Genomic DNA, 12570 nt, shown 5'->3' on the forward strand with positions numbered 1-12570 from the left:
CCCCACCTAGGCCGGTCCGGCGGTCATCGACTACGGGTGGTCATAACGGCCGGCGGCCGTCGAACGCCGAGCGTAGCCCTGCCGGGGGCCGGGGCAGGGGAATTGTCGATCACCTGTGACAGGGGGGCGGGGAACAGGGACCGGGGGCGGGGATTGGGTTGCCGGGGTGAGTCCCGCCGTCCCCCGGGCGGGCGTACGGGCGGACGGGCGGCCGGGTGGCCAGGCGACGGGCGGACGGCCGGGCGGGCGGCCATGCGGCCAGGCGACGGGCGGGACCTCACCAGAGACGTCAGCCCAGCGCACGCCCCAGGACGTACACCGCCGGGGCCGCCGCGGCCAGCGGGAGGGCCACGCCCGCCGTGAAGTGGACGAAGCGGGACGGGTAGTCGTAGGCCGCGACCCGGTGGCCGATGAGGGCGCAGACCGCCGCTCCCCCGCCGAGCAGCGCGCCGGACGCGCCCAGACCCGTCAGCTGTCCCACCGCGATGCCCGCGCCGGCCGCCGCGAGCAGGGCCGCGACCACCGACGCGGGGGTCGGCAGCGGCAGCGACCGGGCCAGGACGGCCACGGCCACTCCGGCCGCGCCGACCGACACCGCGTCCGCGTCGGCCGCGAGCCAGCCGCCGGCCACGATGGCCAGCGCGGCGGCGGCGACGGTCGCCATCAGCCCGTACATCCGCTCGTCCGGGTCCGCGTGCGACCGCAGCTGGAGCACCAGCGCCAGCAGCACCCACACGCCCAGCGTTCCGAGGATCGCCGCCGGGGACCGGTCCGACGCCAGCAGCGCCACGTCCGCGGCGAGCGCGCCCGCGAAGCCCAGCGCGATGCCCTGCCGGGCGGGCCACATGCCGTTCAGCCGGAACCAGCCCGCGGACGTCACCGCCTGGAGCACCACCAGCGGGACCAGCAGCGCGTACGTGCCGATCGCCGCGGTGCCGGACAGCAGCAGACCCAGCAGCGCCGTGAGCGCCGCCGGCTGCATGCCCGGGTCGATGATCGGCGAGCGGCCCTCGGCGCGGGCCCGCTGGGCGTCGGTGACCCGGGTGTTCCCGGCGAGGGTGGCGGGTCCGTAGGAGGGCGCCTCGCCGCCCTCACCCGGCGCGGGCGCGGGCACCGACGCCGACGGGGACGCCGGACCGGCCGGCGGGGCCGCGGTCACCGGCGACTGCTGGTACGGCTGCGCGTACGAGGCCTGGGGCTGGGGCTGAGGCTGCGGCTGCGGCTGCGGCTGCGGCTGCGGCTGCGGCTGGCGGCGGACGCCGTAGCCGTGGGACTCCCCCGGGGCCTGCGGGCCGTAACCCTGACGCGCCCCCTGGGCTTGCGCGCCATGGCCTTGGGGCTCCCCCTGGGCCTGCCCGCCATACCCCTGAGGCGCCGCCCCCTGGGCTTGCGCGCCGTAGCCCTGGGACACCTGGGCCTGCGCGCCGTAGCCCTCGGGCGCCTGGGCGTACGCGCCGTGATCCCGGGGCTGCCCATGGGCGGCGTGCGCGTCGTAGCCGTGGTTCGGGGGTGCCGTGTGGTGCCCGGGGCCGTAGCCCTCGTGGGGGGTGGAACCGACGGGCGGTTCCTGGCCCTGCGGCGGCAGGTACGCCGTCTCCTCCACGGAGACCGGCGGCTGGAGCCGCGTCTCCCACGTCTGGCCCTGCCACTGCTGCGTGTGCTGGGCGGCGTGCGGGTCGTCCGGGTCCGGCGCGTGGCCCTGCCAGGGCTGCTGCCGGTGCGGGTCGTAGCCCCCGTACGGGCCCTCGTACGGCTGGTTCGTCATCGGTCGCTCATCCTCCTGCGAACGGCGGGAGCACTTCGACCGTGCCGCCGTCGGCCAGCCGTACCGTCTCATGCGCGCGGGTGCCCACGGGGTCGCCGTCGACGAGGAACGAGCAACGTCGCAGCACGCGCGTGAGTTCACCGGGGTGTCGCTCGCGCACCGTGTCGAGCGCCTCGGCGAGCGTGGCGGCGTCGTACGGTTCCTCGGCCACCCCGGCCGCGGCCTTCGCGGCGGCCCAGTAGCGCACCGTGACCTTAGCCATCTGGTTCCTCAATCGATTCGGTGACGGACAGCCAAAGGCTAGCCCGCCCGGCCGGCCCGGGCGGCGGCCCAGTCACCGATGCGGCGCAGCAGCTCGTCCGTGGCCGCGTGCTCGGCGTGGCCCATGCCCGGCTCCAGCCAGAGTTCGCCGTGGTCACCGGCCGCGGCGGCCAGCATGCGGGGGTGGTCCACGGGGAAGTAGCCGTCCCGCTCGCCGTGCACGACGAGCAGCGGCGTCGGCGCGATCCGCGGCACGGCCTCGACCGGGGACAGCGGGACCGGGTCCCAGTCGCGGTCGTGGATACGGGTGCGCAGGCCGTAGCGGGACACCAGGCGGCCCCCGGGCCGGGTGACCAGCCAGTGCAGGCGCCGCATGGGGGCGGTGCCCCGGTAGTACCAGCGGGCGGGGGCGCTCACCGACACGACCGCGTCCGGATGCAGATCGCCGTCCCTGTCGTACAGCGCCGCCTGCCGCAGCACCACCGAGCCGCCCATCGAGAAGCCCACGGTCACCACGCGCCGGTGTCCGAGCTCGCGCGCCCAGGCGACCGCCGCCGCCAGGTCCAGCACCTCCCGGTCGCCGACCGTCGACCGCCCGCCGGACGCCCCGTGCCCCCGGAAGGAGAACGTCACCACGGCCCCGTACCGCGCGAACGCCCCCGCGACGCGCCGCACGTGCGGCCGGTCCGCGTCCCCGGTGAAACCGTGCGCGACTACGAAAACGGGGCAGCCGGGGCGGCCGGAGGGTGACGCCCCGGGGTTGTATACGACCGTTCCCGGTTCGTATACGGAATCGATGCGAACCCCGTCCGACGTGCGCAGAAACGTCCGCAAACGGGCGTACCCACCTGTCTCGGAATGCGGACGCGCCGTGGAACGGGCCACACGGCCTGCCGGAGAAAGGGTCATGTCGGCTATTCTGCTTGCCAGAGGACTCGGGCAACGTAGCCCCCGGGTCCTTTTGTGCTTTCGGAAGCGTTGTATACGACGCGGGAAACCGCGGGTGTACGGGCCGTCGGACGCATGGCGGAGTCCAGGGGCGCGGGAACCGCACAGTACGAAGCAGTGCCGCACACTCCCCCATCGCCCCAGAGGCGTGGGAGGTACCCCCATCGCAGGGACCGAGGAGGAACCAGACGTTATGGGCGAGCGAACCGAGCACGAACGCAGGACGACCCGGGCGGGTGGAGCGCGATGAGTTCTCTGCTGCTCCTGACCAATGCCCTCCAGCCGTCGACGGAGGTGCTGCCCGCTCTCGGCCTCCTGCTGCACAACGTGCGCGTGGCTCCGGCGGAAGGTCCCGCCCTCGTCGACACCCCGGGCGCGGACGTCATCCTCGTCGACGGCCGCCGTGACCTCCCGCAGGTCCGCAGCCTGTGCCAGCTGCTGCGCTCCACGGGCCCCGGCTGCCCGCTGGTCCTCGTCGTGACGGAGGGCGGCCTCGCGGCCGTCACCGCCGACTGGGGCATCGACGACGTCCTGCTGGACACCGCGGGTCCGGCCGAGGTCGAGGCCCGGCTGCGGCTCGCGATGGGCCGGCAGCAGATCGTCAACGACGACTCCCCGATGGAGATCCGCAACGGTGACCTGTCGGTGGACGAGGCGACGTACAGCGCCAAGCTCAAGGGCCGGGTCCTGGACCTGACCTTCAAGGAGTTCGAGCTCCTGAAGTACCTCGCGCAGCACCCCGGCCGCGTCTTCACGCGCGCCCAGCTGCTCCAGGAGGTGTGGGGCTACGACTACTTCGGCGGCACCCGCACGGTCGACGTGCACGTGCGGCGGCTGCGGGCGAAGCTCGGCCCCGAGCACGAGTCGCTGATCGGAACCGTCCGGAACGTCGGTTATCGATTCGTTACGCCCGAGAAGTCCGACCGTGCCACCGAGGAAGCCAAGGCCGCGGCGGAGCGGTCAAAGTCGGCCATTGCCGACGAAGCGGCTTCTCCGGTCACCGCCGAGGCCCCCGCAGACGCGTAGAAACCGTGTGGGCGGGGCGCCCCGGGAGCCGAATGCGGCCCCCTTTCGCCCTGCCCACGGCGGGTCCATCCGCGTAGACTCCGCGCGTGGCCAAGGTGACTCGGGATGATGTGGCGCGGCTGGCAGGGACTTCCACTGCCGTCGTCAGCTATGTCATCAACAACGGACCCCGGCCGGTCGCCCCGGCAACGCGCGAGCGTGTCCTCGCGGCGATCAAGGAGCTGGGCTACCGGCCCGACCGGGTCGCCCAGGCGATGGCCTCGCGGCGCACGGACCTCATAGGCCTGATCATTCCCGACGCGCGCCAGCCCTTCTTCGGGGAGATGGCGCACGCGGTCGAGTGGGCCGCCGCCGAGCGCGGGAAGATGGTCCTCGTCGGCAACACCGACTACGTGGCCGAGCGCGAGGTCCACTATCTGCGGGCCTTCCTCGGGATGCGGGTCTCCGGCCTGATCCTCGTCAGTCACGCGCTCAACGACCAGGCCGCCGCCGAGATCGACGCCTGGGACGCCCGGGTCGTCCTGCTGCACGAGCGGCCCGAGGCCATCGACGACGTCGCCGTCGTCACCGACGACCTCGGGGGCGCCCAGCTCGCCGTCCGCCACCTCCTGGAGCACGGCTACGACTACGTCGCCTGTGTCGGCGGCACCGCCGAGACCCCGGCCGTCGGCGACCCGGTCTCCGACCACGTCGAGGGCTGGCGGCGCGCGATGGCCGAGGCCGGGATACCGACCGAGGGCCGGCTGTTCGAGGCGCCGTACAACCGCTACGACGCCTACCGGGTCGGCCTGGAGATCCTCGCGGGCCCGAAGCGTCCGCCGGCCATCTTCTGCTCCACCGACGACCAGGCCATCGGTCTGCTGCGCGCGGCCCGTGAGCTGCGCATCGACGTTCCCGGCGAGCTGGCGGTGGCCGGCTTCGACGACATCAAGGAAGCCGCGCTGACCGACCCGCCGCTGACGACGGTCGCCTCCGACCGCTCCGCGATGGCGCGGTCGGCGGTGGACCTCGTCCTGGACGACGGGCTGCGGGTGGCCGGTTCGCGGCGCGAGCGGCTGAAGGTGTTCCCCTCGCGGCTCGTGGTGCGGCAGTCGTGCGGCTGCGGGTGACCCCGGCCGTCGCGGCGCCCCCGGCCGTTTTCTGAGGCGCCGCCGAGAGGCTCGTTCGGGAGGCGTCGCCGAGAGGCCCGTTCCTGAGGCGTCGCCGAGAGGCCCGCGAAAGACGCGAGAAGCATCTTTACATCGGGCATACGAGGTTCTGCCGGGCTTCTCAGGCAGCACTCAGGAGCCTCTCATCGACGGTCGCGAAGCTCGTGGACATGACCGAGAGCTTCCGCCGCAGCGGCGAGTACGAGAACCCGTACCAGGGCGAGCAGCAGCACGCGCACCCCGGGCAGCCGGCCGCCTCCCCCGTCGGCGCACCGGGCGCCGCACCCGTCGGCTCCCCCGTCGATCCGGAGTGGCCGCCCCCGCCGGCGCAGCCGCCCGCGCCGCCCGCCTCATCCGCCTCGTCCGCGCCGCCCCTGCCGTCCGCGCAGTCCCCGTCGCCGAAGAGGCGCGCCCGGGGGCCGCTCGCCCTGCTCGCCGCCGTGGCGATCGTCGCGGCGGCCGTCGGCGGCGGCACGGCGTACGGCATCCAGGAGCTGACCGGCTCCGCGACGGTCGCCTCCAGCTCCACCGGCACCAGCGTCGTGCCGTCGGCCGACCGGGGCACGGTCTCCGGGGTCGCCCAGGCGGTCGGCCCGAGCATCGTCGAGATCAACGCCGAGTCGAACGCCGGGTCCTCCACCGGTTCCGGCGTGATCATCACCAGCGACGGCGAGATCGTCACCAACAACCACGTCGTCTCCGGCGCCTCCTCGATCAAGGTGACGACCAGCGACGGCAAGGAGTACGACGCCGAACTCGTCGGCACCGACAGCTCCAAGGACCTCGCGCTGATCAAGCCGGCCGACGCGTCCGGCCTCAAAGCGGCGACGCTCGGCGACTCCGACGGTGTGCGGGTCGGCGACGAGGTCGTGGCGATCGGCTCCCCCGAGGGCCTGACCGGCACCGTCACCAGCGGCATCGTGTCCGCCCTCGACCGTGACGTCACCGTCTCCACCGACGAGGGTCAGCGCCGGCAACAGGGCGGCGGCACCTGGCCGTTCGAGTTCGAAGGCCGCGAGTTCAACGGCGACACCGGCACGTCCACGACGACGTACAAGGCGATCCAGACCGACGCCTCCCTCAACCCCGGGAACTCCGGCGGCGCCCTGATCGACATGAACGGCAACATCATCGGGATCAACTCCGCGATGTACTCCGCCGCGGCGCAGAGCTCCTCGTCGGAGGCGGGCAGCGTCGGCCTCGGCTTCGCCATCCCGGTCAACACGCTCAAGGCCGACCTGGCCAAGCTGCGGGCGGGCGCGACCGACTGAGGCCCGCCCCGTTCCCGTTCCGCCCCCCGACAGGAGTACGTCATGATCCCGCAGGTTTCCCACCAGGCGTCCGGCGCCGCCGGCCCGGCCGCCCTCACGCTCGCCCTCGCGGTCGCGGCAGGGCTGCACCCGCCGGTGCCGCGGGCGGCGGAGGTCGCGGTGAGCCCCGCGGGCCCGGCGGCACGGGGCCGCGCCAAGGCCCGCGCGGAAAACCGCCGGCGTCGTACCGCACGCCGCTGACCTCCCCGTACGCGGCGGGGCCCGCCGCCGTCACAGGGAAACGTGCGACGCTGAAGGCGTCCTGCCCGTGTCCCACCGCACCCGAGGAACCCGAGCCCATGACCCCCGCCGAAGGCGACCGTGACACCCAGCGCATCCTGATCGTCGACGACGAGCCGGCGGTGCGCGAAGCCCTCCAGCGCAGCCTCGCCTTCGAGGGGTACGACACCGAGGTCGCCGTCGACGGCGCCGACGCGCTGGAGAAGGCGAGCGCGTACCGGCCCGACCTGGTCGTCCTCGACATCCAGATGCCCCGCATGGACGGCCTGACCGCCGCCCGCCGGATCCGCGGCTCGGGCGACACGACACCGATCCTGATGCTGACCGCCCGCGACACGGTCGGCGACCGGGTCACGGGGCTCGACGCGGGCGCCGACGACTACCTGGTCAAGCCGTTCGAGCTGGACGAACTGTTCGCCCGGATCCGCGCGCTGCTGCGGCGCAGCTCGTACGCCGCCGCCGTCGCGGACGCCGCCCAGGACGACGACGCGCTCACCTTCGCCGACCTGCGCATGAACCTGGCCACCCGGGAGGTCGTCCGGGGCGGGCGGCCGGTGGAGCTGACGCGCACCGAGTTCACGCTGCTGGAGATGTTCATGGCGCACCCGCGTCAGGTCCTCACGCGGGAGCAGATCCTCAAGGCGGTGTGGGGCTTCGACTTCGAGCCGTCGTCGAACTCGCTGGACGTGTACGTGATGTACCTGCGCCGCAAGACCGAGGCGGGCGGCGAGCCGCGGCTCGTGCACACGGTGCGGGGCGTGGGATACGTGCTGCGGCAGGGCGGCGCCGAGTGAGCAGGCTGGTCCGCCGGTTCCGGGCGCTGCCCCTGCGCGCCCGGCTGTCGCTGCTGGTCGCGGCGGCCGTGGCGTTCGCGGTGGCGGCGGTCTCCGTGACGTGCTGGTTCATCGTGCGGGGCAAGCTGTACGGCGAGATCGACGACAACCTGCGCTTCGGGAACGTCCGGATGACCGTCCCGCAGGTCCAGTCCACGCTGGACAACTGCACCCAGGTGCCCGACGACACCTGGCAGCCCGGCCCGCGCAACCGGCCCTACCTCCAGCTCGTCAAGGCCGACGGCGACTACTGCCTCTTCGAGAACTCCGCCGGCGCGGTGAAGGTCGCCTCCGCCGACGTCGACGTGGCGGAGAACCCGGACGACGCCCTGCGGTTCCGCAACGGCAAGGACACCGAGGGCAAGGCCGTGCGCACGATGACGGTCCCCCTGGCCGACGGTGTCGCCCTGCTGATCGCGCTGCCGCTGGAGGACACCGAGAGCACCCTGAACGAGCTCGCCCTGCTGCTGCTCCTCGCGTCCGGCATCGGGGTCGTCGGCGCCGGGGCGGCCGGGCTCGCCGTCGCGCGGGCCGGGCTGCGGCCCGTCGACGAGCTCACCGAGGCCGTGGAGGAGGTCGCCCGCACCGAGGACCTCGGCATCCGCATTCCCGTGGCGGACGACAGCGACGACGAAGTGGCCCGGCTGTCCCGGTCGTTCAACTCGATGACCGCGTCGCTCGCCTCGTCCCGCGATCTCCAGCAGCAGCTCATCGCGGACGCCGGGCACGAGCTGCGCACGCCCCTCACCTCCCTGCGTACCAACATCGAACTGCTCAGCCGCAGCGAGGAGACGGGCCGCCCGATCCCCGAGGCGGACCGCAAGGCGCTGCTCGCGTCCGTGAAGGCGCAGATGACGGAGCTGGCGTCGCTGATCGGGGACCTCCAGGAACTGTCGCGTCCGGACACCGGGCAGCACACCGGCAGGGCGCGGGTCCTGGCGTTCCACGACACGGTCGAGCACGCCCTGCGCCGGGCCCGGCTGCGCGGCCCGGAGCTGACGATCACGGCGGACGTCGAGCCGTGGTACGTCCGGGCGGAGCCGTCGGCGCTGGAGCGGGCGGTGGTCAACGTCCTCGACAACGCGGTGAAGTTCAGCCCCGCCGGCGGCACGGTCGAGGTGCGGCTCGCCGACGGCGCGCTGACCGTCCGCGACCACGGCCCCGGCATCGCCGCCGACGAACTCCCGCACGTCTTCGACCGGTTCTGGCGTTCCCCGAGCGCCCGCGCCCTGCCCGGCTCGGGGCTCGGCCTGTCCATCGTGGCGCGGACGGTGCAGCAGGCGGGCGGCGAGGTGCGGCTGTCCCCGGCACAGGGCGGCGGCACGGTCGCGACGATCCGGCTGCCGGGGGCGCCCACGCCGCCGCCGGAGTTGCCGTAGGCGCACCGCCAAAGTTGCCGTAAGGAGGCTGCGAGAACGGGCGGTGCGGCGCTACGACGTCACGACGCCGAGGGCGTCCAGCCCGCCAGCCAGTCGGCGACTTCCTGGTCCGCCGCCTGTGCGTCGGTCAGGTGAGGGCGGTTGGAGGACGGGGCGCCCGCGCCGGGGCCGGAGTTGTGGTACTCGGCGAAGCGGTCGTCCTTCCAGGAGAAGCCGCTCATGTCCGTCCACGGCGTGGACTTGATCGCCGCGCTCAGGACCGTGTCGCGGACCGTGGTCTGCGGGTCGAGGGTCGCGTCGCCACCCGCGTGCCAGGGTCGGCCCAGGTAGAAGGTGGACGCGGACACGTCGCCGTTCACCGTCGAGCGGTTGATGAGGAAGCCCTTGCGGTTGGCGGCCGTGCTGGGGGCCGTGATGTACCCGGCCGACGTGCCGTCCCAGCGCTTCTTCAGAGTGAGCACCGATCGGTCGATGACCGCCGTCGCCCGCCCGAAGACGAAGTCGACGTTGCCGACGACGTACGAGTTGGTCATGTAGACCCGGCCCAGCCGGTCCTTCGCCGCCGTGTCCAGCAGCAGCGTGTCCTGGTCGCCGGTCGTGATGATGCCGTCCAGGAAGACCTTGTCGGCGGCCGTGCGCAGCGCCACCGCCTGGTGGCCGGACAGGTTCTGGTTGGCGGCCTCGTCGAAGTCGTTGGAGATCGTGAGGTTGCGGGCCTGGAAGTCGTCGGCCTCGACGGCGACCGTGGCGCTGCCCGACGTGCCGTACGTGCCGGAGCCGTCCGGCTTCGGCGTGCCCGACGCGTTGTTGTAGACGATCACCGTGTCCTTGCGGCTCGCGCCCGTGCCCTGGATGGTCACGTGCGGCTTGTCGGACGGGACCTTCACCGTCTCGCGGTACGTGCCCGGCTTCACGGCGATCACCACGCGCGAGGTGTTCCCGGCGGGCACGGCGTTCACCGCGGCCTGCACGGTCTTGTACTGGCCGGAGCCGTCCTTGGCCACAGTGAGCGTCGTCGCGGCGGCGGCCGCGGCGTCTTTGGTCTCGGTGGTCGTGGTGGTCGTGCCGATGGTCGAGCGGGGGCCGGCACCCGACTTCAGCAGCGCCGGTACATCAGCAGCCGGATCCGCCGTGTAACCGTAGAAGGACTTCGGATCGAAGGCCGTGCCGCCGCTCTCGTTCCGCCCGGACGTGCCCTTGAACACATTGCCGCGCTGCACGACGGTCGCGGTCGCGTCCTTGATGACGGGGTTGCTGACGCCCTGGAAGTAGCTGTTCTCCAGGACCATCCTGGTCGCGCCGCGGGAGTAGTTGCCGTAGGACGACTTGATGTCCGTGCCGGCCACGTCCTCGAGGAAGTTGTTGTAGAGGTGCGCGTGCGCGGCGTTGTCCGTGGACGGGTTGCGCTGCTCGGTCTCGCGGATCCAGTTGTGGTGGATCGTGATGTCCGTCTTGACGTTCTCGGTCCAGCCGATGCCGAATGCCTTGTTGTCCTGGCTGAGCTTGTTCCAGGACACCGTCACGTTCGTGCTGTCCTTGCGGACGTCGATCAGACCGTCCGCCATGCGCCGCAGGTCGTTGTGGTCGATCCACACGTGGTGGGCGCCGTCCATCTGGATCGCGTCGAAGTCGTGGTCCTTGTCGTTCCACACGCCCTGGTACGTGTCCCGGACGGTGAGGTTACGGATGATCACGTTGTGGACGCCGGGGCCCAGGAAGAAGCCGCCCCCGACGATGTGACCGGCGGTCCCGGACCCGACGATCGTCTTGTCGGAGGCGACCTTGATCTCCTTGCCGACGGGCGCGATGTCGATCGTCCCGGCCACGACGATGACGTACGGCTCGGCCGCCGTCGCGTACTTCTCCAGCTCCGCCTGCGTCCGCACCGTGACGGTCTGGCCGTCCCGGCCGCCGTACGTGCCGTTCTGCCCGAGCGCGTTCACCGAGGCGAAGCCGTCGGCGCTCGCCGTCGCCCACGCCGGTGCCGCGGCCGTCGCGGCGGACGCCCGCTGCTCGGCGCCTGCGCCGAACACGCCGAGGTCCGTGCCGTACGCCAGGGTCCCGGCGGCCGCCAGGACCACCGGCACCGCGAGCGCAAGCGCCGTCCCGCCTCTGCGATGCCGTGCACGAGCCTTGTTGCGGGCCTGAGTCATGCGGAACTCCGTTCCGTGCGGGGGGAATACCGACCGATGGCCGGTTGCCGCCCGGGGCGGAAAGGTTGCCGCGACCTACGGCGCCGTCGGAACCCCGGACTTCCCCTCGGGTCCCCACTGGGCGACCAGCGCGCGGAGCCTCGCCCATGCGTCGCTCTGCGTGCCGTCTCCCAGCCGGTAGTGCAGGGCGGCCTCGGTCGGGCGGCCGAGCCTGACGGCCGAGGGGGCACCCGATGAGCCGGCCGAGGCGCCGTCGATGCCGATACGACGGGCTTCGTCGTGTCCGACGGTCAGTGAGACGGGATGCGGCGACGCTTCGCAGCGGGCGGGAACGGTGAGGTCGCGGCGAGCGGCCCGCACGGTGGTCAGGAGGTTGACCAGAGCGTGCTCGGCGCCGAGTTCGGCGGCCAGCGGCTCGACGGCGTCAAGGGGTGGTTCCTCGTCGGCGCCGTATCCGACGGCCACGGACATGTCCTCCTCCACACCGCCCGGCGTGCGCGTCACGCGCAGGGTGGCGAGCGCGGGGCGGTCGGCGCGGCCGACGGCGACGAGCCAGGTGGGGCGCGGTGCGCGGGATCGCGCCAGGTCGGTCAACTGCCGCGTGGACCAGGGCAGGTTGACCGGCTCGGCGGTGCTCCAGCCGGCGGGCGGCTCGCCGGTGAGGTGCCGGAAGACGGTTTCGAGGGCGTCGCCGAGGGTCAGGCCCGGGGTCGGGGCGTGCCGGGTGCGCAGGGTGAGCAGGAGCTGCCGCTGGCGGGTCGGGCGGGTCCTGCCGTGGGCGTCGGCGAGAGTGCCGTTGCCCTGTGCGTCCCGCACGGGGGTGAAGACGCCGCCCTGCCAGTGCAGTACGGCGCCGGACAGACCGTCGTAGTAGCCGCAGTCGGGGTCCTTGACGACCCACCGGTTGGGCAGCCCGCGCAGCGCGGTGCGGGTGGGGAGGGTGAGTCGGGCGGTGGGCGGGGTGACGATCTGCAAGGCGCGGCCGGTGTCGGCGGCGAGGCGGAGGGCGTCGGAGAGCCAGGACGTCATGGGGACGAGGGGGCGGTCCTGGATGACGACGACCGCGCCGTCGGTGAGGACGTCCACGGCGGGGTGCGCGGTGGGCGGGACGGGAACGGCGGCCACGTCGGTGGTCAACGGGACGACCTCGGTGGTCGCGGCGTGCGGAGGCCATACGGTGCCGCCGAGCACGGTGGCGAGCCGCCCGGCGAACGACCCCGCGAGGCGGCCCGCCTCCTCGACGGCGGTGGAGGCCCGCGCCTCCGTCCACCACACGGGTTCTTCCTGCCCGTGCTCCCCCAGCAACCTGACGGTCTCGCCGGGCACTTGTACGAGAACGGGCGCCTCGACGGAGACAAGGGGCCGCCCGTCGGAGGCACACAACTGCACCACGGCCCCGCCGGCGGCGGCCCCCACCCCGACGCCGGGCCCGCCCGCGTAGAAACCGGCCAGCAGGGTCCGGAGGTCGGGCATCCGGGGGGTGAGGGCTATGACGTCCTTGGTCATG

The 12570-nt window shown here is 73.2% G+C and carries 11 protein-coding genes; 6 read left to right on the forward strand and 5 right to left on the reverse strand.

Features of this window, described 5'->3' with window-relative positions; all coding sequences use genetic code 11:
• Window positions 1–289: 289 nt before the first annotated feature.
• From QC282_RS19210 to QC282_RS19220, 3 genes are read right to left on the reverse strand one after another with little or no spacing between them, the layout of a single operon-like run.
• Window positions 290–1765 (reverse strand): hypothetical protein, encoded by a 1476-nt coding sequence (locus QC282_RS19210; protein ID WP_279550716.1) that lies wholly within the window; start codon window positions 1763–1765, stop codon window positions 290–292.
• A 7-nt stretch (window positions 1766–1772) separates the two neighbouring features.
• On the reverse strand, window positions 1773–2027 hold the full coding sequence (locus tag QC282_RS19215) for a MoaD/ThiS family protein (RefSeq protein ID WP_279550717.1): 255 nt from the start codon (window positions 2025–2027) through the stop codon (window positions 1773–1775).
• Between the two features lie 38 nt (window positions 2028–2065).
• Window positions 2066–2935, reverse strand: coding sequence for an alpha/beta hydrolase (locus QC282_RS19220; RefSeq protein ID WP_279550718.1), 870 nt, complete (start codon window positions 2933–2935; stop codon window positions 2066–2068).
• Between the two features lie 285 nt (window positions 2936–3220).
• Between QC282_RS19220 and QC282_RS19225 the strand changes: the two genes are divergently transcribed.
• The 6 genes from QC282_RS19225 to QC282_RS19250 all read left to right on the forward strand — a co-directional run bounded on the left by QC282_RS19225 (window position 3221) and on the right by QC282_RS19250 (window position 8910).
• Complete coding sequence (locus QC282_RS19225) at window positions 3221–4000, forward strand: response regulator transcription factor (protein ID WP_279550719.1); 780 nt, start codon at window positions 3221–3223, stop codon at window positions 3998–4000.
• An 86-nt stretch (window positions 4001–4086) separates the two neighbouring features.
• The gene (locus tag QC282_RS19230; protein WP_279550720.1) at window positions 4087–5109 is read left to right on the forward strand and encodes a LacI family DNA-binding transcriptional regulator; all 1023 of its coding nucleotides are present in this window, start codon (window positions 4087–4089) and stop codon (window positions 5107–5109) included.
• A gap of 209 nt (window positions 5110–5318) precedes the next feature.
• Window positions 5319–6419, forward strand: coding sequence for a S1C family serine protease (locus QC282_RS19235; RefSeq protein WP_279550721.1), 1101 nt, complete (start codon window positions 5319–5321; stop codon window positions 6417–6419).
• Between the two features lie 42 nt (window positions 6420–6461).
• Window positions 6462–6659 (forward strand): hypothetical protein, encoded by a 198-nt coding sequence (locus tag QC282_RS19240; protein ID WP_279550722.1) that lies wholly within the window; start codon window positions 6462–6464, stop codon window positions 6657–6659.
• Window positions 6660–6757: 98 nt separating this feature from the next.
• Window positions 6758–7492 carry a response regulator transcription factor gene (locus tag QC282_RS19245; protein WP_279550723.1) on the forward strand — a complete coding sequence of 245 codons (735 nt, stop codon included), beginning with the start codon at window positions 6758–6760 and terminating at the stop codon, window positions 7490–7492.
• Window positions 7489–8910 carry a HAMP domain-containing sensor histidine kinase gene (locus QC282_RS19250; RefSeq protein WP_279550724.1) on the forward strand — a complete coding sequence of 474 codons (1422 nt, stop codon included), beginning with the start codon at window positions 7489–7491 and terminating at the stop codon, window positions 8908–8910. The genes QC282_RS19245 and QC282_RS19250 overlap by 4 nt, the downstream gene beginning before the upstream one ends.
• Before the next feature lie 59 nt (window positions 8911–8969).
• Here the strand turns inward: QC282_RS19250 and QC282_RS19255 are convergent, their stop codons facing one another.
• Together QC282_RS19255 and QC282_RS19260 are read right to left on the reverse strand one after the other, a co-directional pair.
• The gene (locus QC282_RS19255; protein ID WP_279550725.1) at window positions 8970–11063 is read right to left on the reverse strand and encodes a pectinesterase family protein; all 2094 of its coding nucleotides are present in this window, start codon (window positions 11061–11063) and stop codon (window positions 8970–8972) included.
• A 75-nt stretch (window positions 11064–11138) separates the two neighbouring features.
• A complete protein-coding gene (locus QC282_RS19260; protein WP_279550726.1) occupies window positions 11139–12569 on the reverse strand; it encodes a DUF6177 family protein in 1431 nt (476 codons plus the stop codon).
• Window position 12570: the final 1 nt, after the last annotated feature.

Source organism: Streptomyces sp. DH24 (assembly GCF_029813775.1).
GTDB lineage: Bacteria > Actinomycetota > Actinomycetes > Streptomycetales > Streptomycetaceae > Streptomyces.

What these genes read in the sequence shown, in the direction of transcription:
- QC282_RS19210 (WP_279550716.1), bottom strand. Translation starts at nt 1,765, where the DNA reads ATGACGAACCAGCCGTACGAGGGCCCGTACGGGGGCTACGACCCGCAC.
- QC282_RS19215 (WP_279550717.1), bottom strand. Translation starts at nt 2,027, where the DNA reads ATGGCTAAGGTCACGGTGCGCTACTGGGCCGCCGCGAAGGCCGCGGCC.
- QC282_RS19220 (WP_279550718.1), bottom strand. Translation starts at nt 2,935, where the DNA reads ATGACCCTTTCTCCGGCAGGCCGTGTGGCCCGTTCCACGGCGCGTCCG.
- QC282_RS19225 (WP_279550719.1), top strand. Translation starts at nt 3,221, where the DNA reads ATGAGTTCTCTGCTGCTCCTGACCAATGCCCTCCAGCCGTCGACGGAG.
- QC282_RS19235 (WP_279550721.1), top strand. Translation starts at nt 5,319, where the DNA reads ATGACCGAGAGCTTCCGCCGCAGCGGCGAGTACGAGAACCCGTACCAG.
- QC282_RS19240 (WP_279550722.1), top strand. Translation starts at nt 6,462, where the DNA reads ATGATCCCGCAGGTTTCCCACCAGGCGTCCGGCGCCGCCGGCCCGGCC.
- QC282_RS19245 (WP_279550723.1), top strand. Translation starts at nt 6,758, where the DNA reads ATGACCCCCGCCGAAGGCGACCGTGACACCCAGCGCATCCTGATCGTC.
- QC282_RS19255 (WP_279550725.1), bottom strand. Translation starts at nt 11,063, where the DNA reads ATGACTCAGGCCCGCAACAAGGCTCGTGCACGGCATCGCAGAGGCGGG.
- QC282_RS19260 (WP_279550726.1), bottom strand. Translation starts at nt 12,569, where the DNA reads ATGACCAAGGACGTCATAGCCCTCACCCCCCGGATGCCCGACCTCCGG.